Raw genomic sequence first — 25,894 nt, forward strand, 5'->3', positions numbered from 1 at the left:
GGTGCGTGATTTGCTGCGCCTGCCGGCGCGTGGTGAGCGGGTGGCGTCGCTTGTGCCCGTGGTCAGCAACAAGCCTCGAAGGCAGTGGCTGCCGCAGGTTGGTGGAAAAGGGGCTGCCATGCGGTGATTGCTGCAGGCGGATGGGGTGCGAGGGCAGAATGGGGCCAGGAGCGGACGCTCGATACACTCCCGCCCACTCCACAAGGCATCTGATCTCAATGACCATCGCACTTAGCACCGTAATCATCTATGCGAAGGACATGCATCGCACCGCCCGGTTTTACAGTGAGAACTTTGGCTACGAGACAAGTGGCGAAATCAGTGAGGGACTTATCGAACTTCGCCCGATTGCCGGCGGCGCCGAGATACTGATCCATCAGGCCGCCAAAAGTCTTAGGCTTGGCTCCGCCGCCATCAAGATGTCATTTGCGGTGACTGATGTGCAAAAGTTCGTCGCGGCCGCCAAGGCAACGGGCGTTGTCTTCGGGGCCATCCATCAAGCAAACGGCTACGCATTCGCCAACACAAAAGATCCAGACGGGAACTCGGTCAGCGTTTCAAGCCGCAAGTTTCGCGACTGACCGAGTTGGGGCCCGAGGCCGCCGCTGGACGAAACCACCCCAAAGCTGGCGTTGATTCACTGCCCGCTGGCTTGCGGCCCAAACTGCGCTGTCCAGGTGTCCGGCGCCTGCCTACTGGCAAGCTATAGTTTGCCGAGGTGATGCCTGCCGGGCTTGTCGGAAATTTGATATGTGTGCTTTTGAACAGCGCACTGACCGCAAGCCCCATCTGCAAGCCACTTCCAGGAGGAATCAGTGTCCAGAATATTCCGCAAGGTGCAGTCTATCCCGCAAGTTTTGCGGGATACATCACGCTAGACCGCACTATGAGCCACTTCCCGGAGCTCGAGACTCGGAATCTCTTTTTGCGGGAGATCGTTGACACTGATGCTGAAGATCTTTTGAGCATTCATGGCGACGCCCAGCACATGAAGTGGTTTGGATCGGATCCCTTGACAGACATCGACGGGGCGAGAGGTCTGGTCCAGACGTTTGCGAAATGGCGTGAGGAACCTGCGTCCGGCACCCGCTGGGGCATACAGCTAAGAAGCGTCCCCGGCCTGATTGGAACTTGCGGCCTGTTCCGCTGGAACCGAAACTGGCGAATGTGCGTGGTGGGCTATGAAATCTCTCCGCTGCACCAGGGACGCGGCTACATGAAAGAGGCATTGGCTTCGGTTCTCGCTTGGGGATTCGGAGAGATGGAGTTGAACCGTGTAGAAGCACAGGTGCATCCCGACAATCGAGCCTCCTTGGCCGTGCTCGGAAGGCTTGGCTTTGTGGAGGAAGGGCGCCTCAGAGAGGTTGGGTATTGGGCGGGGTCCCATCATGACCTGATGCTGCACTCGCTTCTGAAGCGGGATTGGAGGAGCGGCGGTGCGGCCTGACAGGCCGGTCAACTCCGAGGTTGAGCACCCTGTCGTCCCAGGATGGGGTCAAGAATGGACGAAGGTCAGGACGGCGAGAAGCACCACCCCGGCCACAAAGAGGAGTCCGTCGAGCAGCAGGACGCTGCGGACAGCAAGACCAGGAACTCGGCTGGCGAACTCTCGCAATTGATCGGCGACCGCATGGCCGCGCGGAAGCACCGCCGCGGCGGCAAGAAGGCCCGCGACGACCAGAACGGCCAGCAGCAGCGCTGCAGCCAGGTACCCAAGCAGAAAGCCAAACGCATTCATCATGGTGCCCCCGGCGCCTCGCATGCTATTGCCACATCGGCTACCAGCATAACGGCGCCGCCTCGCCACGCCAGAATATCCACCGCCGCGTCTCCGCATACGGCGAGGTGCCGATGGAGTAGGGGTCCATGCCTGTCTCCAGGCGCTCCAGTTGCACCAGATAGCCGCCGTAGCTGGCCGCCCACAGCGTGCTGCCGTCGGGCGACGCCTCCATGGCGCTGATGGTGCTGCCGATGTGGTGGCGCCACAGCGGGCGGCCGTCGTCCCCGAGGGCGTGCAGGTAGCCGTCGGCATCGCCCAGCACCACGATGCCGGGCAGGGTGGCCGAGGCGTACACGCGGCAGCGTTCGTCCAGTGGCGGGGCGTCTTCGTCGCCCGCAGCCCCTTGCGGCGGCCCTCCGAGGGGGACGGAGCGGGTGCCGCCCCCGTACAGGTGGCACGAGTTGGCGAACAGGCGCGTGCCATCGTGCGAGAAGGTGGCGTGGTGCGGGTAGGACGACAGCGTTTCGTATTCGGCCACCACGTTGCCCCGTGCATCGAGCAGGATGTGCTGGCTGTCCTGGTCGCCCACCGCGATGTGGCGCTCGTCCGGCGACAGGGCCATGTGCAGCATGTCGAGCGCCAGCACCGTGACCTCTGTGCCATCTACCCATTCTTCCTGCTGGTTCTTGGGCCAGGTGTAGGGGCCATCCTCGTCGAAGGTCTGGGGGTGCAGGCGCTGTACGCCGGGGCTCCCCTGACTGCCCTGGCTGGCCAGCAGGTAGATGCCCGTGGGGTTGCGCAGCAGCACGCGCTGGCCGTCGTTGAAGGGGATCAGCTCGTCGCAGCGCTGGCCCGGCGGGCCTGCCGACACCGGCACCTGGGGCGGCAGCCCTTCGTTGCCCTGGGGCAGTGCAAACCGGGCGATCACCGGGCCGTCGAATCCGTCGTGGGTGGTGATGTGCTGGCCGTCGCTCCGGGCAAAGCAGCGCCGGTTGGGCGAGCGGCCCAGGCCGTGCAGCGCGGGCAAGGGGGTGCGCCTCACGCCCTGCAGTTCCACCCAATGGGCGGCATCGTCGTAGGGCGCGCCGATGCGCGCCAGCACGCGGCCATCGCCCAGCGCGAACACCGGGCCGATGAAGCTGCCTGCATCGGCGGCGTGGCGCACGAAGGCGTCGGGCGCGAACGCGAAGCGCCGGCGAAAGCGTCCGGCCAGATCCTCGTCGGCGTGGGTGTGGACCACGCGCGCCAGCTGCAGCACCGTGGCGGCAGCCGCCTTGCGCGGGTCGGAGGGCAGGTGGCTGTCTTCCTCGGTATCGCCTTCGCCGTCACGGTCGCCGTCTGCCGGGTTGCCGCCGTGGCCTGTCTGCGCCTCGGCCGCATCCAGGGCGCGCTGGTGGGCGCGGATGGCGGCCACATAGCCTTGTCCGTCGGCCTGCCACTGGCCGGACAGGGCCATCAGCTCGGCGGGGAAGACCGCCGCATCGGGGGCATCAGGCGCCAGCGGCGGCGCGGCCAGCAGGTGCACGGCCGCCGCGATGCGCTGGGCCTCGGCCTGGCGGGCCTGTTCCTGTTCGTGGCGCGCGCGCACACGGGTCTCCACCCCGCCCGCGAAGCGCAGCAGCCGCGCGATGTGGTCGGCCGCGCTGCGGGGCAAGGGGGCGCGGGCATCGCTCTGGCGCTGTGCGTAGGTGAACTCCACCACGGCGGGCCCGTCCAGCGCGGGCTCCACATTGATCTGGTAGGCGCTGTGGGCGTTGTCTTCTTCGTCGCCGGGGGCGTCTTCGCCGTTTTCCCAGCTGAGCTTGAAGGCGCGGCCCCAGGGCTCGCCGCCGTGCATGCAGGGCTGGCGCGCGCCCACCCACACGTCGCCTTCCCACCAGCCGTTGCGGTCGCTGTCCCACCAGTCGTTGTAGCGCTCGGTGAACATGGGCAGGCTGGTGAAGTCCTCGATGCGTTCTGCGGTCAGCGCGGCCACCAGGCGCTGGTGCAGCGGGTAGCGGGCGCGGTGCTGGCCCACGGCCTTGCGCAGGTAGTCCAGCACGCCACGCCAGGCCTGCGTGCAGGCCCGCCAAGCCTCGGGGGCGGTGTCGGGGGCCAGGGGCAGCCACTCGCCGGGCTCGCCTTCGCGGTAGGCGCGGTACACCAGCGTGGGCTGCGCGGTGGTCGGCACCTTGCGGCCCAGGACGGCGGCGGCCAGGCGTGCCAGCAGCCCCTGGCGCTCGGGCACCTGCGACACCGACAGGTAGAAGTCCCAGGTCTTCCACACGGTGATGAACACGTTGTCATCGCGCTGGTCGCCCTCCGCGTCCACATGCCGCTGGCACAGCGAAAAATCGGTCTGCCGGAACCATCCCGTGGTCGTGTGCTCCTTGGGGCCGATCACCGGCGTGTGTGTTGCGGCGAGGATGTTGCGCACGCTGACCGCTTCATCGGCGAACAGGCCCGCCTCCAGGGGCAGGGCGGCATGGATGTCGTCGCTACTGCGCGTGGTGCTTTCGCCCGCGCGCACGGCGGCCACTACGCTGGGCCGGTCGAGCATGCAGCCGATGCCGTTCTCGCCATCGTCCGTGCCGTCATGGAACACGGGCGGGAACACGATGCCCGCGATCTCGCTGGAGAACTCCGCCCGGTGCGGTATGCCGCGCACCTCGTCCATGAGGAACTCCACCTGCTCGGGCCCGGTGATGTCCACGGGATAGGCATCCGTGAACAGCGCCACCCGGGCCTGCAGGCCGCCCCGCACGGTGAGGCCGCCATGGCGGCCGTCGCCCCAGAGCAGGTCGGCCACCCGCAGCGCGCCCTGCACATGCAGCCGCTGGCCACCCACCACGGTGTTGCGCAGGCTCGCATCGCCCAGCACGGCCAGGTGGGCGGCGCCCCCGGTGCCGTCGCAGGTGAGCGCGCCGTCAATCTGCAGGCACCCCTCGATCAGGACCAGAAAGGGCTGGCCCGCGAGGGCGGGATGGGCCGGGTGCGCGCCGCCACCCTGCAGCAGCGTCCGCAGAGGGCTGCCGCTGGCCAGGGGCGCATCCAGGTGCAGCGCGGTCAGCTGCACATCGCCCGCGATGCAGAGCACGGTTTCGGCGGCCAGGGCGGCCGGGTCTTGCGCCAGGCGCCCGGCGATCCAGCTGTCGGCGGGCAGACGGTCGGCCACATCGGCCAGCGTACAGAGTCGGGCGGGGGGCATGTGCATCGGTGCGGGAGGAGGGCGTCCGGCGGGCATCGTACACCGCGCCCTGCACGGTTCCTGCTTTGCGCGGACAATCATGTGTTGTCTTATCAATGGACCGCCATGACACAGAATCCCCCCGCCTTCGAAGTGCTGCCGCGCGACCTGTCCGCCTACCGCCAGGGCAACGTGGGCATCGACTACGTGCACCGTTTCGAATCTGGCCAGCCCGGCCCCCATGTGCTCATCAATGCGCTCACGCACGGCAACGAGATTTGCGGCATGGTCGCCGCCACGCACCTGCTGGACACGGGCGTGCGCCCGCGCATCGGCACCCTGACCATCAGCTTCGCGAACGTGGCGGCGTACGAGTCGTTCGACCAGGCGCGCCCCTTCGAAAGCCGCCAGCTCGTGCACAACCTCAACCGCATCTGGTCGGCCGGCGAGCTCGACGGCACGGACGAGAGCCCCGAGCTGCTGCGCGCGCGCGCCCTGCGCCCCGTGGTGGCCGCGGCGGACCACATCCTCGACATCCATTCGACCAGCCAGGACGTGGAGCCCTTCTGGGTGTACCCGGCCTACCCGCGCAACGCGGACGTGGCGCTGGCCCTGGGACGCCCGCCCGTGCACCTGGTCATGCCCAGCGGGCTGGGGTCGGGGACGCCGCTCATCCAGCACGGCCGCCATGGGCTGGCCGACAGCCAGGGGGTGGCGCTGGTGGTGGAATGCGGCCAGCATTTCCTGCAGTCGGCGGCCGACATGGCGACGGCGGTGGCACTGGATTTCCTGGCGCACTTCGGCCTGATCGAGGCAGCTGCGGGCCGGCCCGTGCCCGGTCCCCAGCGCCGCTACGAGCTGCTGGAGACCTGCATGGTGCGCACGCCCGGTTTCCGGTTCACACGGCCGGTGCAGGGGTTCGAGGTGTTCGCGAAGGACGAACTCATCGCCACCGATGGTCCGCACGAGATCCGCGCGCTCTGTGATGACTGCACGGTGCTGATGCCCACGCGCGAACCTATCGTGGGCCGCGAGGCGGTGTACCTCACGCGGCCTCTCGCGGTCTGAGGGTCTTCGGGCACCCCCGCCAGCTCAGAACGATGAGCCGGGCTGCGCGAGAAAAGCGGTTTCCTGCGCGGTGGAGCCGCGCCCCAGCACGGCGTTGCGGTGCGGATACCGGCCAAAGCGCGCGATGATGTCGCGGTGGCGCAGCTCGAACCGCAGGTTGTCTTCCAGGCCGGGCTGGTCGAACAGCGCCATCGCCTGCGCGTGGATGGTGCTCGACTCGCTGTGCATGTAGGGCATGTACGCAAAGGCGCGCTGGGCGGTGGGCAGGTCCCGGTCATGCCGGCCGGCCACCAGTTCCTGGGCGAGCGCCAGCGCCTGCGCGTCCTGTGCGAACGCCAGGGGCGAGCCGCGGTGGATGTTGCGGGAAAACTGATCGAGCACCAGGATTTCCGCCAGGCGCCCGCGCGCCGTGCTGCGCCACGTCCACAGCTCGCAAAGGCGCGCGGCCTCCCAGGTGGCGCCGAAGCGTTCGCGGATGGTGGCGTCCAGTGCATCTTCCTGGGCGAAGTGTTGCGCGGGCGTGAGTTCTTCGAACCAGAAATGAAGGACGTCTTCAGCTTGCATGGGGCGTTCTCTGGATGAAATGGGCAGCAGGCGCCGGAGCGTGGTGCCTGGGATGCTATGGATGCAATGCGCGCATGTTCGCCGCAGGCCTGGCAGGGAGGGTGCCTTGCAGTCGATGGCTTGCTTACTTGCCTGTTTCCTTGTCCAGGCGGATCTTGCCATCCCGCACGTACTGGTTGAACTGGTCGCGGGGAATGGCGGCCGAACCCACGGCGTCATTGTCGGCCGTCCAGCTCAGGGTGGTGCTGTCCTTGGCGGGCTCGATTTCCACGGGGCCCTTGGGTATGGTGAGCGGCGCGCCGTCACCCGGGGTGTAGGTAACGTGGCCTGCGATGGTGGCGTGCTGTGTCATGCGATCTCCTTTGGCGGGGTACTGCCGCAATACTGGTCGCTTCATTGGACCGCCAAGCGCGCCGCCGCGCTGTAAGACCATGCCGTGCATCGGCGCGGGCCGTGGCCCAGATCCACCCATCCCGGACCCCTCGTGCCCGGTGTCAGGGCGGCAGCACGGCCTGCGTGCGTTCCTGCCGCACCAGGTACAGCCCGCTGCCGATGATGATGGCGCCGCCCAGCAGCGTGGAATAGCCCGGCACGGTCTGCCACAGCACCCAGTCCAGGCCCATGCCCCAGGCCAGCGCCGTGTATTCAAACGGCGCCACCACCGATGCCTGCCCGTGCCGGAACGCCTCGGTGATCGCCAGCTGGCCCAGGAAGCCCGTGACCGCCAGGCCCGCCACCAGCGGCCAGTGCGCTTGCGCCACACCCACCCAGCGGGGCCAGGCCAGCGCCCCCGCGCCCAGCGCCAGGAAGGCCGTGGTCCAGAACACCAGGCTGGCGCTGGAATCCGTGCGGCTGAGCACGCGGCCCGTGATGGCCGACACGGCGTACCCGCACGCCGCCCCCAGCACGGCCAGCGCGCCCAGGGTGAAGAAGGCCTCCTGGCTCGGCCGCAGGGCCACGACGACGCCCACCATGCCCAGCGCGATCGCTACCCAGTGCGCGGCGCGCACCTTCTCGCGCAGCACCACGGTCGACAGCGCCGTGATCAGCAGCGGTGCGATGAAAAACAGCGTGTAGGCCTCGGCCAGGCCCAGTTCCTTGAGCGCATAGGTGAACAGGCCCAGCATGGTCACGTTGAGCACGCCGCGCAGCAGGTGAAGGGGCCAGCGCACCTGGAGCAGGCGGCCCGCCTCGCCGCGCCACAGCACATACAGCGCCACCAGCGGCAGCGCCGCCCAGCCGCGCAGCGCCGCCACCTGCATGGCCGGGTAGCTGGCCGACAGGGTCTTGAGCAGTGCGTCCATCAGGGAGAAAAAGCCTACGGCCGCCACCATGGCGACGATGCCGCGCAGGTTGCCCGTGGCCGCCGTGTGCGCCGCCGTGGGCGCGCGGGGGTTGCCGGCCTGCGTCATGGGCGGGCCGCCAGGTGGGAGCGGCGCGCGCGAGGTGCGGGCGCCGGGCTGCGGCAGGGCGGGGGAAAAGGCTGCGCGGGTGGGGTGTGCATGTGCGATGCCGGCGGCATGCTGGTGGCGCCGCGGGCCCAGGTGGCTGAGGGCCAAAAAGTGTAGCGCACGCGCGGTGCCGGAAATGGCTGGCCCGGGCTGCGCCCGCTCAGTCCGGCTTGTGCTGCGGCCGGGTGCTGGCGCGCGCCATGCGGTCGTGCACCAGCGGCACGGCCCACAGCACCAGCAGCGCCAGCAGCGTGCTGAGCACGGCCGTGGTCTCCCGCCCCAGGCCCGCCGCGACCCCGATGGCGGCCGTGAGCCAGATGCCGGCGGCGGTGGTCAGGCCCCTGACCTGGTTTTCGGCGTCGCCCTTGAGGATGGTGCCCGCGCCCAGGAAGCCCACGCCCGCGATGATGCCCTGCAGCACCCGGCTGTTGTCCGCGGGCGCGATGCCGGCCTGCTGCGCGACCAGCACGAAGAGCGCGGCGCCCATGGCCACCAGCATGTGGGTGCGCACGCCGGCCGCCTTGCCCGCGTGCTCGCGCTCCCATCCAAGCAGCCCGCCCAGCACCGCGGCCACCGTCAGCCGCACGACGATGCGCGTGGCCTGCGCGGCGTCGGAGACGTCCGAAAACTCGGACGCCACGGCGGCGGCGATCTCCTGCCAGAGGTCAGCCATGGGGCGTGCCCCGGTGGCCGGTGGCGGGACGGGCGCTTGCCGCCGCGCGGCGGTGGCTGGAGGTGCGGAGTGTTGGCATGGTGGGCAGGCAGGTGGTGCGGCAGCGATGGTGCTGGTTCACGACTGTGCCGCCCGCGCCAGGCCGTGCCTACCGGCGGCGGGCGGGCCCGGGGGTAGGACGGTGCCGACGCGACGCCTGGCCACGCCATGGTGGCGGCCACTGAAATGAGGATGAAAATGCCATGAAGCGCTTGATGGAAAAGCGCCAATAGCTATGAAAATAGTAGTAAATGGCGTGGCGATGAACGGACCTTGGACCCCCGCCCGGAACCGGCGCCGTCCCTGTGCCACGGGCCGCTTGCACGCAAGGGTGGCGCGTGTCACGATTTGCTCCGGGCCCCCCACGCCACCGTTTGCCCGGGCCGCCGCCACGGGGCAGGCGCGGCCCAGTGAGGAGTTCGCCATGACCCCGCAGCGCATTGTTCTGATCCAGGGACATCCCGACGCGAGCGCGCCGCACCTGTGCCATGCCTTGGCGCAGGCCTATGCCCGGGGGGCCGCTGGCGCTGGCCACGAGGTGCGGCAGATCGACGTGGCCGCCATCGACTTCGCGCTGCTGCGCAGCCAGCATGAGTGGGAACTGGGCCTGCTGCCCGCCAGGCTCAGGCCCGCCCAGGACGCCATCAGCTGGGCTCGGCACATCGTGCTGTTCTTTCCGCTGTGGCTGGGCGACATGCCGGCCCTGCTCAAGGGTTTTCTGGAGCAGGTGGCGCGGCCCGGCTTCGCGTTCACCACCGAGGGCAGCAACCCGTTCGGCCGCAAGGGGCTCACGGGCCGCAGCGCGCGGGTGGTGGTGACCATGGGCATGCCCGCGATGGTCTACCGGTGGTATTTCCGCGCGCACAGCGTGAAGTCGCTGGAGCGCAACATCCTGGGTTTCGTGGGCATTGCGCCGGTGCATGAAACGCTGGTGGGCAGCGTGGAGCAGTTGGGCGAGGACGGCGTGGCCAAGTGGACGGCGCGCATGCAGGCGCTCGGCGCCAAGGCGGGGTAGGCGGGGCCCTCAGTCCTGCCACGGCAACCGCGCCAGCAGGCGCTGCCAGTCTGCCGTGGGGCCCGTGGCCTGCGCGCCGTCCCCGGTACCCGGCGCGGGGCCCGCGCCGCCCTGCGGGGCCACGGGCCATGGCAGCCCGCTTTCGAACGTCATGGCCAGGCCCGTTGCCGGGTGCGGCACCGTGAGCTGCCAGGCGTGCAGCCACAGCCGCTGCTGGCCCAGCCGCTCGGCCCACCAGCGGTTGAGCGGGCCCTTGCCGTGCGTGGCGTCGCCGATGATCGGATGGGCCAGGTGCTTGAGGTGGCGGCGGATCTGGTGGCGCCGGCCCGTGGTGGGCACGGCCTCGACCAGCGAGGCGCGCGTGGCGGCGAAGCGGGGGTCGCTGGCCTCGGGCAGCGTGAGCCGCGCCAGGCGCCGAAAGCGCGTGTGCGCCTCCTGCACGGCCGTATCGGCCGGCGCGTCGTCGGGCCGGAGCGCGTGGTCCACCGCGACGGCCTCGGGCGCCCAGCCGCGCACCATGGCCAGGTAGCGCTTGTGCGTGGCCTGCTGCTCGAAGGCCTGCGACAGCGCGCGCGCCGCATCGCTGTGCAGCGCCATCACCAGCACGCCGCAGGTGCCCTTGTCGAGCCGGTGCACGGGGAACACATGCTGGCCCAGCTGGTCGCGCAGCACCTGCATCACGAAGCGCGTTTCGCCGGCATCGAGCCCCGTGCGGTGCACCAGCCAGCCGGCCGGCTTGTAGACGGCCACCAGGTGCTCGTCGCGCCAGAGGATGTGCAGGGGAGGGTGCATGGAAAGAAAAGTGGCCTGTGCCGCGGGCCGGGTAGGGAAGGCGCGCATTGTGCAGCACGCCGCGCGCTCTACACTGCGCCGATCCCGTTCATGCAAAGGATGCAGTGGTATGTCGGCTGGAGACTGGAAGGACATGTACGCCGCCGCCGTGGCCGGCGATCTGGCGCTGGTGCGCTATCACATCGGTGCGGGCGTGAATCCCAACTACCAGCACCCCGAGATCCTGTGCACGCCCCTGGTGGCCAGCCTGATCCACGGGCATGCCGAGATCACGCGCTACCTGCTGGCCCACGGCGCCGACGCGGGGCTGAGGTCCGACTTCGACGACATGACGCCGCTGGAGGCCGCGCGCCGCCACGGGCGCACCGAGTTCGTGCCGCTGCTGCAGGCCCGGGGCGGCAAGGAAGAGCGCAAGCCGTTCTGGTGGCGCTGGCTGCCCATCTAGCGTCGCCGGTCAGCCGCCGGCGGCGGCGAAGGGGCCCGCCGATCCGCGTGCGGCGGTCGCGGCCGGATGCCAGGACTGTCTGCCCGCCGCTGGCGGCCTTCCAAGGTCTTCAGGCAAGGCGTGCAGACTCCTTGGCCCGCATCTTGGCGGCGATGTATTCGCCGTGCGTGACATGCAGCAGGCCGGCCACCTTGCTGATGGTGTGCATCTCGTTCTCGTCCAGGCGCGCGTCGGCGTACGCCACCTGCCACATGGCCTCGACCAGTTGCACCTTCTGCGGCTGTGTGAAGTGATCGTTCAGGCTGCCCGTGAAGCGTTGGTAGTCGTAGGCGCTGCGGGAGGTGTCGACGGCCAGCTCCAGCAGGCGATCCAGTTCATCGTCGGCCAGCGCGAACTTGCCGCGCAGGGCGGTGACCATGGCCGTGCGTTCGGCCGCATCCATGGCCGCGTCGAACCGCACCACCTCCACCAGCAGCACGGCAGCGGCCAGTTGCACGGCGTGGGCCTGCTCCTGGGCGGAAGGGGTTGCCGGGGGTTGCATCAGGCTGTCGAGCAGGTCTTTGAGTGTCTGGAACATGGAGGGTGCTTTCGATGGGGCCGCGGCATGCAGGCATGGATGGATGGAGGTCGCACGGGCGGTCTTGGTTCCCCCGCCCTGGTGCGGCCGGGCGGACGGCCGCCGTGGCGATACAGTGCTCGCCCCCCGCCACCACCCCGGCGACAATTGGGGGCCATGACGAAGAAAACCATACTCCCCCTGCAACTGCTGGTTGCCCCCGCCAAGAATGATCCCTCGCCCCTGGTCCTGTACCACGGGCGCTATTGCCCCGACGGCTTTGGCGCCGCGCTGGCCGCCTGGCTCTACTACGGCGACAGCGCCGAGTACGTGGGGCTGGACCATGGCGATGTCAACACCGTGGACGACCTGCCGCCCGTCGCGGGCCGCGCGGTCTACATCCTTGATTTCTCCTTCTCGGCCGAGGTGCTGCGCGCCATCGACGAGCGCGCGGCCAAGCTGGTGATGCTGGACCACCACAAGAGCGCGGCCGAGAAGCTCACGGGCTTTGCCTGCCGCTGCGGCGTGGTGCATTTCGACATGGGCAAGTCGGGCGCGCGCCTGGCGTGGGAGTTCTTCCACCCGCACGAACCCGTCCCGGCGCTGCTGCAGTACGTGGAAGACCGCGACATCTGGAAGTGGGAGTTCGCCGAGAGCGCGGGCTTCCTGTCGGCGCTCGACATGGAGGCGCAGACCTTCGAGCGCTGGCGCGAGATCGCATCCTTCACGCCGCAAGAGCTCACGCTGTTCATGGCGCGGGGCGCGGCCATGGATGAAAAGTACCGCAAGCTCGCGGCCGACATCGCCGAGGGCGCGCAGCCGCTGGTCTTCAACGGCATCGAGGGCCTGATGGTGAACGCCCCCGGCATGTTCCACAGCCTGGTGGGCGACATGCTGTCGGCGAAGACGGGGACCTTCGCGCTGATGTGGAGCGCGGGCGCCAAGGGCGTGAAGGCCGGGCTGCGCGCGCAGCGCAATTTCGACTGCATCGCGCTGGCCGAGAGCATGGGCGGGGGCGGCCATGCGCAGGCCTGCGGTTTCAAGATGAAGGTGGAGCGCCTGCCCGAGCTGCTGACGGGCACCTTCAACGCCTGAGGCAGGGGCAAACGCAGCTGGGTCGCTTCGCGCCTTCCCCCTTCTCTCGAATGCTCCGCGATGCGGGAAGGGAAACGCAGCCAGTGCGGCGGGGCGGCCCTTGCACGGATCTCTCCCGGCCCAGGGCGGGCGTGCGCAAACGCCCTGCGCAGCTCTGGGGCATCGTCGGGCCAGTGCCATTGACCCCCGAGGCTACGCCAGTCGCAAGTCGGCCGCCTTTGCCCCCGGAAACACCCGTGCCACGGCGGCGGCGTTCAGCCCGTACATCCGCGCGAACAGCCCGCCTAGCACGCTGCGGTAGTCGTTGAGCACCGGGTAGTCGCGGTTCTGGAACAGCGTGGTGGCGCTCAGGGCCTGCTGCTCGCCCGCGATGCGCCCGCCATTCACGCCGCCGCCCAGCACCCAGAACACGGTGCCGTGGCCGTGGTCCGTGCCCCGGTTGCCGTTTTCTCGGAAGGTGCGGCCGAACTCGCTCACCACCACGACCACGGTGGATTTCCATGCGGGGCCCATTTCGTCGGCAAAGCCGGCCAGGCCCCGGCCCAGCTCCTCGAAGCGGTTGGCCAGCGCGCCCGTAGCCGCGCCCTGGGCCACATGGGTGTCCCAGCCGCCTACGTCCACAAAACCCAGCTGGTAGCGCGTCTGCATCAGCCGCGCCATGCGCCGGGCCGTGCCCTCGAAGCCCTTGGTGCTGAGCGCGTTGCGGCTGGCGGCCTCCATCTCGCCCTGCATGGTGCGGGCCACTTCCTCGCGCGTGGCAAAACCCTCGGCCACGGGCGTGGCCAGCGGGGTGCCCCGGTACATGGATTCGATGAGCTGGGCCTGCCGCGCGTCCACGCCGCTGCGGCCCGCGACCGCGCTCAGCAGGGTGTTGGGCACGTCCACCGCGCCGCGCAGCACCAGGGGCAGGGTGCTGGTGAAGGCCATGGGCTGCGGCGTGGCTGCTGCGCCGGCCGCCGGAGCGGCGAGTTCGGCCACCAGCCGGTTCAGAAAGCCCGAGCGGTAGTCGCGCCGCCCGCCCACGGGCTGGCCCAGTTCCATGCTGTCCTGGGTGTCGAAGTGGCTGCGCGAGAGGTCGTCGGTGCCCGCGAAGGGTACGAAGGCCAGCTGGCTTTTCTGGTACAGCGGCAGCATGGAATCCGCGAGCGCGGGGTGCAGTCCCCAGTCGGGCGTGAGCGCCAGCGCGCCGCCGTCCTGCCCGGGGCGGGCGATGGCGATGTTCGGCCGCGTCTCGTAGTAGTAGCTGCTGGCCGTGGGCACGAGCAGGCTGGCGCAGTCGTAGCCGCCGCGCAGGAACACGAGCAGAAAGCGCACGTCCTGCGCGCGCGGGGCGGCCAGAACGCTTGCACTGGCGACGCCGAGCGCGCTGGCGCCCAGGGCCTGAAGAAGGTGTCTGCGTTGCATGGTGTCCTCCTCATCCATGCATGAATTCGGGTGATGCGAGGAACAGCAGGTTCCATTCGCGCGGCGACGCCGCCTGGGCCAGCGCGTTGCGCGTGGCGGTGGACCAGGCGGGCTGCAGGGCGCGCACGTAGGCGCTTTGCGCCAGCGGCGGGGGTGTGCGCTGCGGTGCCGCTGGCCCGGCCATCCCGTCCTCGCGCGGGGCGGGGGCCGTGGCGGCCCCGGCGCCGATGGCCCGGGCGATCTCGAAACGCGTGGACATCTGCCCGGAGCCCGACCACGCGGCCGCATCGAGCGGGTAGCCGTCGGGCGTGGCGCGGCCGTACAGGGGCTCGGCCAGGCGCTGCAGCCAGGCGAGCGCGGGCTCCGCGCCGGGCAGCACGGCGTCGCCATGCGCCAGGCGCAGGGCGGCCAGCACGTAGTGCACCGGGTCGCGGAAACGCTGGCCCAGCGATGCGCGAAATCCGGGGGCGTTGAAGAGTGCTTCCAGCACGGCGGCGATGTCGCCATCGGTGCGTTCGAAGGTGCGGGCCAGCGTCTGCAAAAGCGCGGGCGGCGGGTTGTCGCCCACCAGAAAGAGCGCGATCTTGCGCGTGACGAAGCGCGCGGTCGCGGGAGCGCGGGCCAGGCGGTCCAGCGCTTCGTCCACCTCGGCCAGGCCTTCGGCGCGCAAGGGCTGGCCCAGCAGCGTCTTGGGGTCCCAGTCGTGGCGCTGGGGGTTGAACTCAAACAGCCCCTGGCGCACGTAATGGCGGCGCAGTGCGGGCTTCATGCGCGGCGGCTCTTCGCCGGGCGGGCGCAGCGATACGCCCACGCCGGTCAGCACGCGCGCCAGCTGCTGCACGTCCTGCTGGCTGTAGCCGCCGTCCACGCCCAGCGTGTGCAGCTCCATCAGCTCGCGCGCATAGTTTTCGTTGATGCGGCCGGCTGCGTTCTGCGCGTTGTCCAGGTAGCGCAGCATGGCCGGGTGGCGCGCGGTGGCGCCCAGCAGGTCGCGAAAGCGGCCCAGCGCATGGGGGCGCACGGCATGCTCCTCGTAGTCGCCCACCAGCGCGCGCAGGCTGCCCTTGCCCGCGAACACGTTGAAGTGGTTCATCCAGAACCAGGTCATCTTCTCGCGCAGCTGCGCGGGCGTGTACAGCGCGCGCAGCACGAAACGCTCGGCCGCCTCCTGCTGCAGGGCGCGCATGTCCTGCTGCCAGGCCTTGAGCGCGGCCTTGCGCGCGTCTTCGGTGGGCAGGGCCTTGGCGGCGCGGTGGCGTGCGTCCATTTCCAGGGCCAGCGCCTCGGCGGGCACGCGGGAGATGGTCATCGCGTCGATGTGGGCCTGGGCTTCGCGCGGCAGCGCGGCGGGCGGGGGGCGCAGCTGGGCGGCCAGACAGGCCTGCGCGCCCTGGGGGGCCAGCGCCTTCGCGCCCTGGGCGGTGCAGCCCCAGGTGATGCGGTCCAGCAGGCGGGCCAGGGTGGGCTCGTCGGCGGTGCTCCATGCCTCCATCCCCGTCGCGCAAGCCAGGCCGGGGAGCGCCCCGGCCGCCGCGCCCAGCAAGCCCGCGAGCACGGTGCGGCGGCGCAAGGGGGCGGGGCGTGGTGGCGAGGTCATGAAGAGGTTGGGCGGCAGGCCAAGTGCAAGTGGGCGCATGGTGCGCCGCCCCGCACCGCCGCGCAAGCCTGCGCGGCGGGTTTTACCTGCGCGACACAAACGGCCCGGAGGATGTGTCGATTGGTTTCCGCCCGCCTGCTACCGCGCGCCCGCGGGCGCAGCGCCGGTGGCCTGCGCGGCTTCCTCGAAGCGGTCCACCGTGCGCAGCGTCTTGAACGCCAGCATCCAGCCGCCCACCACGCCCAGCGTGCACAGGCCGCCCACCACGGCCGCCGGCACCACGCCCAGCCACGACGCGCTGGTGCCGGCGCGGAACTCGCCCAGTTCGTTGGACGAGCCGATGAACAGCATGTTCACCGCGTTCACCCGCCCGCGCATGGTGTCGGGCGTGGAGAACTGCACCAGCGCGCCGCGGATGTACACGCTCACCATGTCGGCCGCGCCGGCCACCATCAGCGCCGCGAACGACAGCCAGAACCAGCTGGAGAGCGCGAACACCAGGTTGGCCGTGCCAAACACCGCCACGGCGATGAACATGGTGCGTCCCACATGGCGGTTGAAGGGGCGCATGCTCAGGTACAGCCCCGCGCCGACCTCGCCCACGGCCATGGCGCTGCGCAGCGCCCCCAGGCCCGCGGGGCCCACGTGCAGCACCTCCTGTGCATAGATGGGCAGCAGGGCCACCACGCCGCCCAGCAGCACCGCGAACAGGTCCAGCGAAATGGTGCCCAGGATGATCGGCCGCGAGCGGATGAAGGTGATGCCCGCCCCGAAGCGTTCGAACATCGTCCCCTGCGTGGGCCCGGGCGCCGTGGCGTGCGCCACCACCACGCGCAGGAGCAGCGCCACGCCCAGCCCGAAGCAGGCGCAGCACACGGCGTAGGTCAGTTCGCCGCCGCCGAGCGCATACAGCAGCCCGCCCAGCAGCGGCCCGCCGATGCTGGCCACGCGCATGAGCATGCTGTTGGCCGCGATGGCCTGCGCGAGCTGGCCGCGCGGCACGATCTGCGGCAGCAGGCTCTGCATGGCCGGGCCCGAGAACGCGCGCGAGCAGCCGTACAGCACCAGCACCGCATAGATGCCCGCCACGCCGCTGGCCCCGTGGCCCGACAGCCACCACAGCAGGGCGCTGCACAGCCCGCCCACGCTCCAGCTGATGGCCAGGATGCGCTTGCGCTCGAACCTGTCGATCAGGTCGCCCGCCGGCAGCAGCAGGCACAGCATGGGCAGGAACTGCGCCAGGCCCACATAGGCCAGCGCCAGCGGCTCGCGCGTGAGGTCGTACACCTGCCAGGCCACCACCACGGCCTGCACCTGCGTGGCCACGACGGCCACCACGCGGGCGATCAGAAAGGAAACAAAACCGGAATGGCGGTAGACGCTGGCGGCGGGCGCCATGGGCGTGGACTCAGGGGTGGACATGGGCGGGGGAGGGGTGACGGATCGGCCCGGTGCGGTGCAATGCGCCGCCAGGCCTGGTGCGAAGGACCCTGGATGCTACCGGTTGTGCGGCGCCGCCCGGGCCCGCGCCGCGCAAATCCCTCAAAGTGGCGCCGTGCTGGGCCGACCGCGCCGCCGCATCCTCCGCCGTGGCGAGCGTGCACCTTGCCCTGGGGGCGCGGAAGGCTTCAGCGGCCGTGCCGGTGCCGGTAGTCCCAGGGCGCCAGCGGGCGCCGCTGGGACCACAGGCCCGCGCCGCCGCCCCGCGCCTGCTGCTGCAGCGGCGCCAGGTGCGGGTGGCTGGCGGCGTAGGGCGTGTACACCCAGGCCAGGCCAGCCCGCACCTGGGCCGTGGCCACGTCGGTGCCTGCGCAGCGCACATTGGCCACCGTGCGGCCATAGCTGTCCCGGTCCACGGCCTGCAAGGTGGCGCGCTGCCTGAAGCACAGCCGTGCCAGGTTCTGGCGGGACTTCTGTCCGAAGGCCTGGCGCGACTCGGGTGCGTCGATGGCGGCCACGCGCACCTTGACCTGCCGGTAGGCGCCGGGCGTACCGCAGCGCGCGGTGAGGGTGTCGCCGTCGCTGATGGCGACGACCAGGCACAAAAGGGTGGCGAGCGGCATGGATGGAGCGAAGCGGGGAAGCGGGTCGGGCCGAGGGGGCGGCGGCGGTGCGCACCCTCCTGCCACTTTGATGGACGGACTGGAGGGTGGCGCTTGATATTCAATGGATTCTAGCTATCAATAGTGTAGCTTTCCGGCACTCTGCTCCCACTCCGGTGGCGGCTGCGTGTGCGTCGTCTTTGCCCGTCCGGTGGCCGCTGTGGCGGGCACGCATCAACGCGCCACCGTTGAACCGCCGGGGCGGGGTTCAGGCAGGGTTTTGGGTGGTCATTGTGAGAAAATGTTTCACCCATGGGGCCAGGGCCTGCGACCGTGATTCGGAATGCAAGCGCCCACCTGCGCGGCCGGGCCGGTGGGCGAGGGCGCAAGCCTGCCACGGCCGCCCTCCAGGCGGGGTGTGCGGCCCCGCTGTAGTGGCGTGCCCGCGCGGCCGCCATCCCCCGTCTCCGCAAGGCAAGAAATCACCGAAGAAAGAGCTTCCGACCATGTCCTCCCCGCGCGTTCATGCCAGCCCGTTGTTCCTCAGCCTGCTTGCGGCCGCGATGTGGGGCCCTGCCGCGCAGGCGGCGGACGTCACGATCCGGCCGGCGGCGGGCTCGGGGTTTGCCGTCAAGGACGCCAGCGGAACGCAGATCCGCTTTCGCGTGGATGAGGGCGGCGCCATCGCCGCACCGGGGATCGGGGCTTCCCCGGCGGTGGCCAACCGGGTGTGCTACGGAGCGGCCGGCGTGCTCGGTCCGTGCCAGGCTTCGGCCGTGGGGGCCACGGGCGCCACCGGCCCCACGGGGCCGACCGGACCCCAGGGGCCCGCGGGGGCCACCGGCGCCGCCGGCGGTGCGGGGCCTCAGGGGCTTCAGGGGCCTGTGGGGGCCACGGGGCCCGCAGGCGCGGCAGGAACCACGGGCACCGCAGGCCCCGCCGGTGCGACGGGGGCCCCCGGGGCGGCCGGCTCGTTTGCGGGCAGCTACATGGGTGCCTGGTCCGCGGCCACGGCCTATGCCTCCGGCACGCTGGTCAGCCAGGGCGGCTCGACCTACCTGCAGGTATCAGCTTCGGACTCGATCAACGCCGACCCTTCCGTGAGCCCCGCCGTCTGGGCGCTGGTGGCGCAGGCAGGCGCGGCTGGCGCCACGGGAGCGACGGGCGCCACCGGCTCCGCCGGCGTCGCAGGGGCGGCTGGCGCGGCCGGGCCAGCGGGTGCGGCCGGTCCCGCGGGAGCCACGGGCCCGGCCGGGGCCACCGGCGCGACGGGGGCCACTGGCGCCACGGGCGACCTAACGGGGGCCGTCCAGTTCGCGCCCGCCGTGCAGCAGGCTGCCACCACGTCCAGCGCGCTCGTCAACCTCAAGCTGGTCGGTGCCGCCACGCTGGGTTCGGCCGGCAATACGCCACTGCTGTCGCTGTCTGCCAGCGGCCTGTACCTGGATGGACAAAACCACGACAAGGAGCGTGTGCGTGTGGACAACGACGGCGCCATCCTGTCGGTGGGCGACTTTTCCAACGGCATGGGGGGCGCGCCGGCCGAAGGCCCGGGCACGCGGTTCCTGTGGTATCCGCAAAAAGCGTCCCTGCGCGCCGGGCAGATCGACGGCACCCAGTGGGACGACGCCAACATCGGCATGTATTCCACGGCGTTCGGCTACAACGCCAGGGCTTCGGGCGACTATGGCTTCGCCGTGGGGCAGGGTACGGTGGCTTCCAACGGCAACTCCGTGGCCATGGGGCTGTACAACGTCGCCTCCGGCTTCGCGTCGGTGGCGCTGGGGATGGGCGCGCATACCAACGCGCGGCAAGGCTCGTTCGTTTTTGCCGACCGTTCGTTTTCCACCTTCTGCGACGGCGGCGTGTCCTGCTCGCCAGAAACCTACTTCCGCGCGGGGGTGAACAATTCCTTCAATGTGCGGGCCGCGGGCGGCGTGAACCTGTATACGAATGCCGCGGCCACCACCGGCCTGCGCATGAGCTATCTGTCCACCGGCGGGTCCAATTTCTACGGCAGCTTTGTGTGGACCGACCGCTCCAGCGATACCGCGATCACCCCGTCGGGCACGAACCAGGCCATCTTCCGGTCCTCGGGCGGCTTCACGATCTACACCGACGCGGGCCTGGCGGCCGGGGTCACGGTGGGCGCGGGGGGCGGCTCGTGGTCCTCCGTCTCCGACCGCAATCTCAAGGAGAACTTTGCGGCGGTCGATGGTGAAGACGTGTTGCGGCGCCTGCGCGCGGTGCCGGTGACCACCTGGAACTACAAGACAGAAGGCCTTGCGGTGCGCCACATGGGGCCCATGGCGCAGGATTTTTCCGCCGCTTTCCGCCTGGGGGACAGCGATACGAAAATTGCCACCATCGATCCTGACGGCGTGGCGCTGGCGGGTGTCCAGGCGCTGGACAAGCGCACGGTGGCGCAGCAGCAAAGGATCGATGCGCTCCAGAAGGACCTGCAGGCCAAGGAGGAGGCACTGGCCGCCATGGCCCAGCGCCTGCAGCGGCTGGAAAAGCTTCTCTCCCAGGCCAGGCCCTGAGGCGCGGGCGCAGCGGTGCGGACCAGGGCGCAGCAATTTGATACCTTGTGTGCGGGGGAACGGGCTGCCCGCTGACATCGCCACCCCGCCATGCGGGCCATACTGCGAAGCCATCGCAATGGGCCGCCGCCGGCGACCCCGTTGCCTCGCGCAAGGGAACTGCGGGCGGCCTGGCCCGTCACACCACTTCTTGGGCTGGCGCCCGCTTGCGGGCAGGCGCGGCCGATGATGATCCATGACACAAAAGGAGTGCCGGTTTGAGCTTTCCTTCGACCACCCCCATTGATCCAGGCGCCCTGGGCGCGCCTTCCTCCCGCGGATTTCCCGGCGGGGCGCCGGCTCTGCGCCGCGCCCGGACTTTCGTGGCGGCCCTGGCGGCAGGAGCCGCGGCGCTGGCCTTGCCAGGTTGCTCGGCCACGGGTGCCAAGACCTTCGCCGTGCCGGAGAACTTCGGATCGGTGGCCACCTACTCGCGCCTGTTCGATGCCACCCCGCAGCAGACCTGCGAGGCCTCGCGCCGCGCGCTGCTGAGCCAGGGCTACATCATCTCCACCCACCAGACGGAGCTGGTGGAAGGCAAGAAGAGCTTCCAGCCGGAGGCCGAGTCGCACCTGCAGATGGTGGTGCGCGTGGTGTGCCTGCCGGAGGCCAGCGATGGCAAGGTGAGCCTGGGGTTCGTGACCGCGCTGCAGGACACCTATGCGCTGCGCAAGACCAACAACTCCGCCAGCGTGGGCGTGGGCGCCATCGGCTCGGTCTCGCTGCCGTTTTCCGCCAGCAGCGAATCGCTGGTCAAGGTGGGGAGCGAGACCATCTCCAAGGACACGTTCTACGAGAGCTTCTTTGACCTCGTCAAACGGTACCTGGCGATCGACCAGGCCCAGGCGGCCGGAGGCTGAGGCCCCTTGCGGGATGCGCGCGGGGCCCGGCGAAGCCGGGCGGCGGCCTCACTGCCCGCGCCAGCGCGCCACCTGCTCCCATCCCGCGGGCCAGTCGCCCAGGCCGCTGTCGGCATTCACATGGCCGAGCGCGCCCAGCACCACGTGTTCGGCGTTCCACGCGCCCGCGCACCGCGCCGAAAAACCGGGGGTGGAGTAGGGATCGCTGGTACTGCTCATCAGCATGAGCCTGTGCATTGTCGGCAGCGCGGCGGGCAGCGGGAAGAAGCCCCGGGCATCGGCGGGAAACGCCGGGCCCTCGGGGTCGGGCACGGCCACCAGCAGCAGGGCGTGCAGCGGCCGGTGGTGGCGTGCGGCCCAGTGCACCGCCACCAGGCAGCCCAGGCTGTGGGCGACCAGGATGGGGGGCTGCGCCGCCGCCGCGATGGCGTCGTCGAGCGCCTGTACCCACGCGTCGCACACGGGGTGATCCCAGTCCGCCTGCTCCACGCGCGCCACGTCCGCGTGCCGGGTTTGCCACAATGACTGCCAATGCCCGGGGCCGGAGTTGTGGATGCCGGGAATGAGCAAAACAGGTCGCGTCGCCATTGGTGTTCCTTGTCGTGAAAGCAGATCCATCACTGCCCCCCGACGATAGGAAAATCATGCCGCCGCGGCCAGCGGGCTTCATCGGAAAGCGCGCCCCCAAACCTTGAAAGCATCGCAAAGGAACCATCCCCGTGGAACTGGACAAGAAAGACCGGCAGATCCTCATGGCCCTGCAGGACGATGCGCGGCAGAGCCTGTCGGCGCTGGGCAAGAAGATCGGCCTGTCGCAGCCGGCGATGAGCGAGCGCGTGAAGAAGCTCGAGGACGCGGGGGTGATCTCGGGCTACGCGGCGCGCATCGACCTGGCCGCCGTGGGCCTGGGCCTGCAGGCCGTGGTGCGGGTGCGCACCACGCACGAGCACATCAAGCGCTACGTGCAGCTGTTCCAGTCCATGCCCGAAGTGCTGGATGCCGTGCGCGTGACGGGCGAGGACTGCTTCGTGGTGCGTTGCGCCTTCGGCCAGCCCGCCGACCTGGAGCGCGTGGTCGATGCGCTGGCGGCCCATGGCAGCGTGTCCACATCGCTGGTGCTGTCCCATCCCGTGCACAAGGCGGTGCCGCTGGCGTGAGGGGACGTGCAAGACGGGACGGCTTGCGGCGCTTTCAGTATCAATCTAGGTTGCTATATAAAATATAGCAAATCTTGCCTCTACGGCCGCGGCACCTCGTAGCGCAGCTCCGCGAAGATGCCGCCCAGCGTGGTCACGGACTTCAGGCGCAGCGTGGGCTGCACGATGGACCGCGGAAACAGCGGCGCGCCCGCGCCCAGCGTGACCGGTGCGATCTGCACGATCAGCTCGTCCAGCAGGCCCGCGTCATGGAACTGCCCCACGAGTTCGCCGCCACCCACGATCCACACATTGCGCCCTGCTGCGGCCCGCGCCATGGCCTGGTGCACGGGCCGCACGTCGCCCTGCACAAAGCGCACGTCGGCACCGGGAATCGCGCGCAGCCTGCGCGAACTGAACACCCACGTGGGCTGCGGGTAGGGCCAGGGCTGGCCCGCGTCGATGGCATTTCTGAGCATCCATTCGTAGGTGTGCGAGCCCATGGCCAGCGCGCCCACATCGCGGATGAAAGCGGGGTAGCTGGAGCCCTCGATCTCGCCAAACTGCAGCAGCCAGCCGAGGTCGTGGTCGGGCGTGGCGAGGAAGCCGTCGAGGCTGGAGGCGCCATAGAACTGGGTGGTCACGCGGATTCCTTCCGGTCGGTGGGTGGCCCTGCACTGTAGTGCGCGCTGGTGACAGCGTACTGGCAGCAATGGTGCGTTGCGCGCGGCCTCGCGGGGCCCTTGAAACCCCGTTCGCGCGGGCACGCGAATAGCGCGAGGAGCCGATGGAGTGAATTTTTAGAAATTGTATTGAGACAATTGATAGTCGTATTTGACAATTAATGTCGAAGAATCGAGACTGCATGCACCGACACACAGAGCCCATGCAGCCATGAAACGCCTGACCGACTACGCCAGCTACGCCGATGCCCAGAGCCACTTCGCGACCGAGCGCCTGTGGGATCTTTTCGATGGGGACCGCACTGCGTTCAACATCGCCCATGAGTGCGTGGACCGCCATGCCGGTGCGGGCCGCGATGCGGTGATCGTCTGCCGCGCCGATGGCGTGGACGAAACCATCACCTTCGACGAACTCTCGCGGGATTCGGCCCGTTTCGCACACTTCCTCGAAGGCCGCGGCGTGCAGCGCGGCGACCGTGTGGCGATCATGCTGGAGCCCTCGCGGGCGTTCTACACGGCGATGTTCGGCGTGATAAAGCGGGGCGCCATCGCCGTGCCGCTGTTCACGCTGTTCGGCCCCGACGGCGTGCGCCTGCGGGTGGGCGACTGCAAGCCGAGCCTGCTCATTACCAACGAGGAAAAGCGCGGGGTCGTCGAGGGCCTGGGCACCACCGCGTTCGAGGTCTTCGATGACGCGCTGTGGCAGCAGCTGCTGGCGCTGCCTGCCACCTACGCCAGCACGTCGCGGGCCGACGACCTGGCCGTGTTCCAGTACACGTCCGGCACCACGCGGGAGCTGCCCGAGGCCGTGAAGCACACCCACAAGGCGCTGGTCACGCTGATGGTGGCCGCGCTGTACGGCACGGGGCTGCGCCCCGGCGACCGCTTCATGTGCCCGTCGTCCCCCGCCTGGGGGCACGGCCTGTGGCATGGCACGCTGGCGCCGCTGGCGCTGGGCCTGACGATCGGCAGCTACAGCGGCCGGTTCAACGCCGAGCGGCTGCTGCAGGCGCTGTCGGCCCACCGCTTCAACAACATGTCGGCCGCCGCCACGCACTACCGCATGATGAAGAACTGCGGCAAGGCGGGTGACCACGCCTATCACTTCACGAAGCTGTCGTTCACCGGCGAGCCCATCGACGACGACACGGCCGACTTCGTGCACGAGCGCTTTGGCCTGGAGGTGTGCAGCATGTACGGCACGACCGAGATCGGCGTGGTGCTGGTGAGCTACCCCGGCGCCAGCGACTTCCCGGTCAAGCGCGGCTCGCTCGGCAAGGCCGTGCCCGGCACCCGGGTCGAGGTGCACGACGCGCAGGGGCACATCTGCCCGCCGGGCACCACGGGGCAGCTCATGGTCTTGCGGCGCGGCCAGTGGATACCCACCAAGGACCTGGGCCGCACCGACGAGGACGGCTATTTCTTCCACGGCGGCCGTGCCGACGACGTGATCATTTCCGCGGGCTGGACCATGAGCGCGGTGGAGATCGAGAACGTCATCCTTATGCACGAGGACGTGCTCGAAGCTGCCGTGATCGGCGTGCCCGACGCACTGCGCGGGCAGGTCGTCAAGGCCTTCGTCGTGTCAGGCCGCGAGCGCAGCGAGGGCTTCATCGACGAGATCCAGAACCTTGTCAGGACCAAGCTCAGCCAGCACGAATACCCGCGCCACATCGCGTTCGTGGCGGAGCTGCCCAAGACCCCCGCCGGCAAGGTGCACCGCAAGGTCTTGCGGGAGCGCGAAGCGGTGGCCTGCGCCTGAGCACCCCGCCACCCGCGGTCCCTTCTTCCCTCCGTCTGTCCGTCCATCCATCCATTCATTCACCACCACCACCCCAAGGAGACTCCACCCATGTCCATTGCCACCACCCCGCAGCGCAGCTTTCCCAAGATCACCGACAGCGGCCTCGATGAACTGCGCGAGCGCATCGGCATCAAGATCGGCCAGACCGCCGAGCCCTGGTGCCACGAGGCCACGCGCGACAACATCCGCCACTACGCGCACGGCATCGGCGACGACAACCCCCTGTGGTGCGACCCCGACTACGCGGCCAGGAGCCACTACGGCGGCATCGTCGCGCTGCCCAGCTTCCTGTTCGCCACCAGCCGCATCGTGTCGGGCTATGTGGGCGGCCTGCCGGGCGTGCACGCCATGTGGTCGGGTGCGGACTGGACCTGGCACAAGCCCGTGCGCCGCAACGACGTGATCTCGACCGAGGCCTCGCTCAAGGACCTGATCGAGCACCAGACGCGTTTTGCCGGCCGGGCCATCCAGCAGATCTACCATGTGGACTTCTTCAACCAGGACGGCGACAAGGTGGCCGAGGCCGACAGCTGGTGCTTTCGCACCGAGCGCGACCATGCGCGGGAGCAGGGCAGCAAATACCAGAACGTGCGCGAACGCGGCCCGCGCCAGTACACCGACGAAGAGTTGAACGAGGCCTACAAGCTCTACCGCAACGAGGAAGTGCGCGGCGCCACGCCCCGCTACTGGGACGACGTGAACGTGGGCGACGAGCTGCCCACCATGTTCAAGGGGCCGATGACCGTGACCGGCTTCATCGCCTACGCGCAGGGCTGGGGCGGCCTGTACATCCGCGCCAACAAGCTGGCCTGGAAGCTGATCGACGCGCACCCGGGCGTGGGCATCAAGAACCGCTTCGGCATCCCGGACGTGCCCGAGCGCGTGCACTGGGAAGAAGACTTCGCGCTCGAAGTGGGCGCGCCCGGCGCGTACGACTACGGCCCCGAGCGCACCTCGTGGCTCACGCACCACCTCACCAACTGGATGGGCGACACGGGTTTCCTGCACAAGGCCAGCTGCAAGATCCGCCGCCACAACCCCGAGGGCGACATGCTCTTCATCAAGGGCAAGGTCACGCGCAAGTTCGAGGAGGGCGGCAAGCACCTGATCGAGATCGCACAGGAGGCGCACAACCAGGACGGCGAGCTGTCGGTGCTTGGCGGTGGCGTGGTGGTGTTGCCCCGCCGCGGGTGAATAGCAGC

Annotated in this window: 25 protein-coding genes; 11 read left to right on the forward strand and 14 right to left on the reverse strand. The window is 69.7% G+C overall.

From position 1 onward, the window contains the following. Positions 1 to 218 precede the first annotated feature (218 nt). Positions 219 to 581 (forward strand): VOC family protein, encoded by a 363-nt coding sequence (locus tag ACAM51_RS22860; RefSeq protein ID WP_369641936.1) that lies wholly within the window; start codon positions 219 to 221, stop codon positions 579 to 581. A 305-nt stretch (positions 582 to 886) separates the two neighbouring features. After that, positions 887 to 1,447 carry a GNAT family N-acetyltransferase gene (locus tag ACAM51_RS22865; protein ID WP_369641937.1) on the forward strand — a complete coding sequence of 187 codons (561 nt, stop codon included), beginning with the start codon at positions 887 to 889 and terminating at the stop codon, positions 1,445 to 1,447. Between the two features lie 48 nt (positions 1,448 to 1,495). On the opposite strand, the gene ACAM51_RS22870 is transcribed toward ACAM51_RS22865, so the two are convergent. Both ACAM51_RS22870 and ACAM51_RS22875 read right to left on the reverse strand, forming a co-directional pair. Next, the gene (locus ACAM51_RS22870) at positions 1,496 to 1,741 is read right to left on the reverse strand and encodes a hypothetical protein (protein WP_218293970.1); all 246 of its coding nucleotides are present in this window, start codon (positions 1,739 to 1,741) and stop codon (positions 1,496 to 1,498) included. Positions 1,742 to 1,778: 37 nt separating this feature from the next. Continuing rightward, positions 1,779 to 4,913 carry a YncE family protein gene (locus ACAM51_RS22875; RefSeq protein ID WP_369641938.1) on the reverse strand — a complete coding sequence of 1,045 codons (3,135 nt, stop codon included), beginning with the start codon at positions 4,911 to 4,913 and terminating at the stop codon, positions 1,779 to 1,781. A 99-nt stretch (positions 4,914 to 5,012) separates the two neighbouring features. Between ACAM51_RS22875 and ACAM51_RS22880 the strand changes: the two genes are divergently transcribed. Further along, a complete protein-coding gene (locus tag ACAM51_RS22880; protein ID WP_218293971.1) occupies positions 5,013 to 5,954 on the forward strand; it encodes a succinylglutamate desuccinylase/aspartoacylase family protein in 942 nt (313 codons plus the stop codon). 24 nt (positions 5,955 to 5,978) lie between these two features. Here ACAM51_RS22880 and ACAM51_RS22885 read toward each other — a convergent pair whose 3' ends face one another. From ACAM51_RS22885 to ACAM51_RS22900, 4 genes are all read right to left on the reverse strand, one after another. Continuing rightward, the gene (locus tag ACAM51_RS22885; RefSeq protein WP_218293972.1) at positions 5,979 to 6,518 is read right to left on the reverse strand and encodes a DUF924 family protein; all 540 of its coding nucleotides are present in this window, start codon (positions 6,516 to 6,518) and stop codon (positions 5,979 to 5,981) included. 124 nt (positions 6,519 to 6,642) lie between these two features. Further along, a complete protein-coding gene (locus ACAM51_RS22890; RefSeq protein ID WP_218293973.1) occupies positions 6,643 to 6,870 on the reverse strand; it encodes a hypothetical protein in 228 nt (75 codons plus the stop codon). Between the two features lie 142 nt (positions 6,871 to 7,012). Next, a complete protein-coding gene (locus tag ACAM51_RS22895) occupies positions 7,013 to 7,930 on the reverse strand; it encodes a DMT family transporter (RefSeq protein WP_369641939.1) in 918 nt (305 codons plus the stop codon). A gap of 199 nt (positions 7,931 to 8,129) precedes the next feature. Beyond that, on the reverse strand, positions 8,130 to 8,642 hold the full coding sequence (locus ACAM51_RS22900; protein ID WP_218293975.1) for an MgtC/SapB family protein: 513 nt from the start codon (positions 8,640 to 8,642) through the stop codon (positions 8,130 to 8,132). A 463-nt stretch (positions 8,643 to 9,105) separates the two neighbouring features. Here ACAM51_RS22900 and ACAM51_RS22905 point away from each other — a divergent pair, with 463 nt between their 5' ends. After that, on the forward strand, positions 9,106 to 9,696 hold the full coding sequence (locus ACAM51_RS22905) for an NAD(P)H-dependent oxidoreductase (RefSeq protein WP_369641940.1): 591 nt from the start codon (positions 9,106 to 9,108) through the stop codon (positions 9,694 to 9,696). Positions 9,697 to 9,705: 9 nt separating this feature from the next. Here ACAM51_RS22905 and ACAM51_RS22910 read toward each other — a convergent pair whose 3' ends face one another. Beyond that, positions 9,706 to 10,488: a pseudouridine synthase gene (locus ACAM51_RS22910; RefSeq protein WP_369641941.1), complete on the reverse strand. Its 783-nt coding sequence runs from the start codon at positions 10,486 to 10,488 to the stop codon at positions 9,706 to 9,708. 109 nt (positions 10,489 to 10,597) lie between these two features. Between ACAM51_RS22910 and ACAM51_RS22915 the strand changes: the two genes are divergently transcribed. Further along, entirely contained in the window at positions 10,598 to 10,933 is a 336-nt protein-coding gene (locus tag ACAM51_RS22915) for an ankyrin repeat domain-containing protein (RefSeq protein WP_369641942.1), read from the forward strand. Between the two features lie 109 nt (positions 10,934 to 11,042). Here ACAM51_RS22915 and ACAM51_RS22920 read toward each other — a convergent pair whose 3' ends face one another. After that, positions 11,043 to 11,510, reverse strand: coding sequence for a TerB family tellurite resistance protein (locus ACAM51_RS22920; RefSeq protein WP_218340705.1), 468 nt, complete (start codon positions 11,508 to 11,510; stop codon positions 11,043 to 11,045). A 156-nt stretch (positions 11,511 to 11,666) separates the two neighbouring features. On the opposite strand from ACAM51_RS22920, the gene ACAM51_RS22925 reads away from it, so the two are divergent. Next, positions 11,667 to 12,584 (forward strand): DHH family phosphoesterase, encoded by a 918-nt coding sequence (locus tag ACAM51_RS22925; protein WP_218293980.1) that lies wholly within the window; start codon positions 11,667 to 11,669, stop codon positions 12,582 to 12,584. Between the two features lie 192 nt (positions 12,585 to 12,776). On the opposite strand, the gene ACAM51_RS22930 is transcribed toward ACAM51_RS22925, so the two are convergent. The 4 genes from ACAM51_RS22930 to ACAM51_RS22945 form a co-directional block, all read right to left on the reverse strand. Further along, the gene (locus ACAM51_RS22930) at positions 12,777 to 13,988 is read right to left on the reverse strand and encodes a DUF1501 domain-containing protein (protein WP_369641943.1); all 1,212 of its coding nucleotides are present in this window, start codon (positions 13,986 to 13,988) and stop codon (positions 12,777 to 12,779) included. A 10-nt stretch (positions 13,989 to 13,998) separates the two neighbouring features. Continuing rightward, complete coding sequence (locus ACAM51_RS22935; protein ID WP_369641944.1) at positions 13,999 to 15,585, reverse strand: DUF1800 domain-containing protein; 1,587 nt, start codon at positions 15,583 to 15,585, stop codon at positions 13,999 to 14,001. A gap of 138 nt (positions 15,586 to 15,723) precedes the next feature. Further along, entirely contained in the window at positions 15,724 to 17,007 is a 1,284-nt protein-coding gene (locus ACAM51_RS22940) for an MFS transporter (RefSeq protein WP_369641945.1), read from the reverse strand. Positions 17,008 to 17,213: 206 nt separating this feature from the next. Continuing rightward, on the reverse strand, positions 17,214 to 17,648 hold the full coding sequence (locus ACAM51_RS22945; protein ID WP_369641946.1) for a thermonuclease family protein: 435 nt from the start codon (positions 17,646 to 17,648) through the stop codon (positions 17,214 to 17,216). Between the two features lie 485 nt (positions 17,649 to 18,133). Between ACAM51_RS22945 and ACAM51_RS22950 the strand changes: the two genes are divergently transcribed. Both ACAM51_RS22950 and ACAM51_RS22955 read left to right on the forward strand, forming a co-directional pair. Next, complete coding sequence (locus tag ACAM51_RS22950) at positions 18,134 to 20,170, forward strand: tail fiber domain-containing protein (protein WP_369641947.1); 2,037 nt, start codon at positions 18,134 to 18,136, stop codon at positions 20,168 to 20,170. 392 nt (positions 20,171 to 20,562) lie between these two features. Beyond that, the gene (locus ACAM51_RS22955; protein ID WP_255591418.1) at positions 20,563 to 21,069 is read left to right on the forward strand and encodes a DUF2242 domain-containing protein; all 507 of its coding nucleotides are present in this window, start codon (positions 20,563 to 20,565) and stop codon (positions 21,067 to 21,069) included. A gap of 48 nt (positions 21,070 to 21,117) precedes the next feature. Here ACAM51_RS22955 and ACAM51_RS22960 read toward each other — a convergent pair whose 3' ends face one another. Beyond that, positions 21,118 to 21,657, reverse strand: a complete 540-nt coding sequence (locus ACAM51_RS22960) for an RBBP9/YdeN family alpha/beta hydrolase (RefSeq protein ID WP_369641948.1) — start codon at positions 21,655 to 21,657, stop codon at positions 21,118 to 21,120. A gap of 131 nt (positions 21,658 to 21,788) precedes the next feature. Between ACAM51_RS22960 and ACAM51_RS22965 the strand changes: the two genes are divergently transcribed. Next, positions 21,789 to 22,226, forward strand: coding sequence for an Lrp/AsnC family transcriptional regulator (locus ACAM51_RS22965; protein ID WP_218293986.1), 438 nt, complete (start codon positions 21,789 to 21,791; stop codon positions 22,224 to 22,226). Positions 22,227 to 22,306: 80 nt separating this feature from the next. Here ACAM51_RS22965 and ACAM51_RS22970 read toward each other — a convergent pair whose 3' ends face one another. Then, positions 22,307 to 22,849 carry a dihydrofolate reductase family protein gene (locus ACAM51_RS22970; RefSeq protein ID WP_218293987.1) on the reverse strand — a complete coding sequence of 181 codons (543 nt, stop codon included), beginning with the start codon at positions 22,847 to 22,849 and terminating at the stop codon, positions 22,307 to 22,309. Positions 22,850 to 23,099: 250 nt separating this feature from the next. On the opposite strand from ACAM51_RS22970, the gene ACAM51_RS22975 reads away from it, so the two are divergent. Together ACAM51_RS22975 and ACAM51_RS22980 are read left to right on the forward strand one after the other, a co-directional pair. Then, entirely contained in the window at positions 23,100 to 24,650 is a 1,551-nt protein-coding gene (locus ACAM51_RS22975) for an acyl-CoA synthetase (protein ID WP_369641949.1), read from the forward strand. 96 nt (positions 24,651 to 24,746) lie between these two features. Then, a complete protein-coding gene (locus ACAM51_RS22980; protein ID WP_369643872.1) occupies positions 24,747 to 25,886 on the forward strand; it encodes a MaoC family dehydratase N-terminal domain-containing protein in 1,140 nt (379 codons plus the stop codon). Positions 25,887 to 25,894 lie beyond the last annotated feature (8 nt).

The sequence above is a fragment of the Acidovorax sp. A79 genome (assembly GCF_041154505.1).
Classification (GTDB): Bacteria; Pseudomonadota; Gammaproteobacteria; order Burkholderiales; family Burkholderiaceae_C; genus Acidovorax.

Bases quoted from the DNA above. Each gene is read 5' to 3' on its own strand.
- ACAM51_RS22885 (WP_218293972.1), bottom strand. From the start codon at position 6,518: ATGCAAGCTGAAGACGTCCTTCATTTCTGGTTCGAAGAACTCACGCCC.
- ACAM51_RS22890 (WP_218293973.1), bottom strand. From the start codon at position 6,870: ATGACACAGCACGCCACCATCGCAGGCCACGTTACCTACACCCCGGGT.
- ACAM51_RS22920 (WP_218340705.1), bottom strand. From the start codon at position 11,510: ATGTTCCAGACACTCAAAGACCTGCTCGACAGCCTGATGCAACCCCCG.
- ACAM51_RS22875 (WP_369641938.1), bottom strand. From the start codon at position 4,913: ATGCACATGCCCCCCGCCCGACTCTGTACGCTGGCCGATGTGGCCGAC.
- ACAM51_RS22880 (WP_218293971.1), top strand. From the start codon at position 5,013: ATGACACAGAATCCCCCCGCCTTCGAAGTGCTGCCGCGCGACCTGTCC.
- ACAM51_RS22865 (WP_369641937.1), top strand. From the start codon at position 887: ATGAGCCACTTCCCGGAGCTCGAGACTCGGAATCTCTTTTTGCGGGAG.
- ACAM51_RS22940 (WP_369641945.1), bottom strand. From the start codon at position 17,007: ATGTCCACCCCTGAGTCCACGCCCATGGCGCCCGCCGCCAGCGTCTAC.
- ACAM51_RS22960 (WP_369641948.1), bottom strand. From the start codon at position 21,657: ATGGCGACGCGACCTGTTTTGCTCATTCCCGGCATCCACAACTCCGGC.
- ACAM51_RS22860 (WP_369641936.1), top strand. From the start codon at position 219: ATGACCATCGCACTTAGCACCGTAATCATCTATGCGAAGGACATGCAT.
- ACAM51_RS22870 (WP_218293970.1), bottom strand. From the start codon at position 1,741: ATGATGAATGCGTTTGGCTTTCTGCTTGGGTACCTGGCTGCAGCGCTG.
- ACAM51_RS22930 (WP_369641943.1), bottom strand. From the start codon at position 13,988: ATGCAACGCAGACACCTTCTTCAGGCCCTGGGCGCCAGCGCGCTCGGC.
- ACAM51_RS22925 (WP_218293980.1), top strand. From the start codon at position 11,667: ATGACGAAGAAAACCATACTCCCCCTGCAACTGCTGGTTGCCCCCGCC.
- ACAM51_RS22945 (WP_369641946.1), bottom strand. From the start codon at position 17,648: ATGCCGCTCGCCACCCTTTTGTGCCTGGTCGTCGCCATCAGCGACGGC.
- ACAM51_RS22950 (WP_369641947.1), top strand. From the start codon at position 18,134: ATGTCCTCCCCGCGCGTTCATGCCAGCCCGTTGTTCCTCAGCCTGCTT.
- ACAM51_RS22915 (WP_369641942.1), top strand. From the start codon at position 10,598: ATGTCGGCTGGAGACTGGAAGGACATGTACGCCGCCGCCGTGGCCGGC.
- ACAM51_RS22905 (WP_369641940.1), top strand. From the start codon at position 9,106: ATGACCCCGCAGCGCATTGTTCTGATCCAGGGACATCCCGACGCGAGC.
- ACAM51_RS22910 (WP_369641941.1), bottom strand. From the start codon at position 10,488: ATGCACCCTCCCCTGCACATCCTCTGGCGCGACGAGCACCTGGTGGCC.
- ACAM51_RS22975 (WP_369641949.1), top strand. From the start codon at position 23,100: ATGAAACGCCTGACCGACTACGCCAGCTACGCCGATGCCCAGAGCCAC.
- ACAM51_RS22935 (WP_369641944.1), bottom strand. From the start codon at position 15,585: ATGACCTCGCCACCACGCCCCGCCCCCTTGCGCCGCCGCACCGTGCTC.
- ACAM51_RS22900 (WP_218293975.1), bottom strand. From the start codon at position 8,642: ATGGCTGACCTCTGGCAGGAGATCGCCGCCGCCGTGGCGTCCGAGTTT.
- ACAM51_RS22895 (WP_369641939.1), bottom strand. From the start codon at position 7,930: ATGACGCAGGCCGGCAACCCCCGCGCGCCCACGGCGGCGCACACGGCG.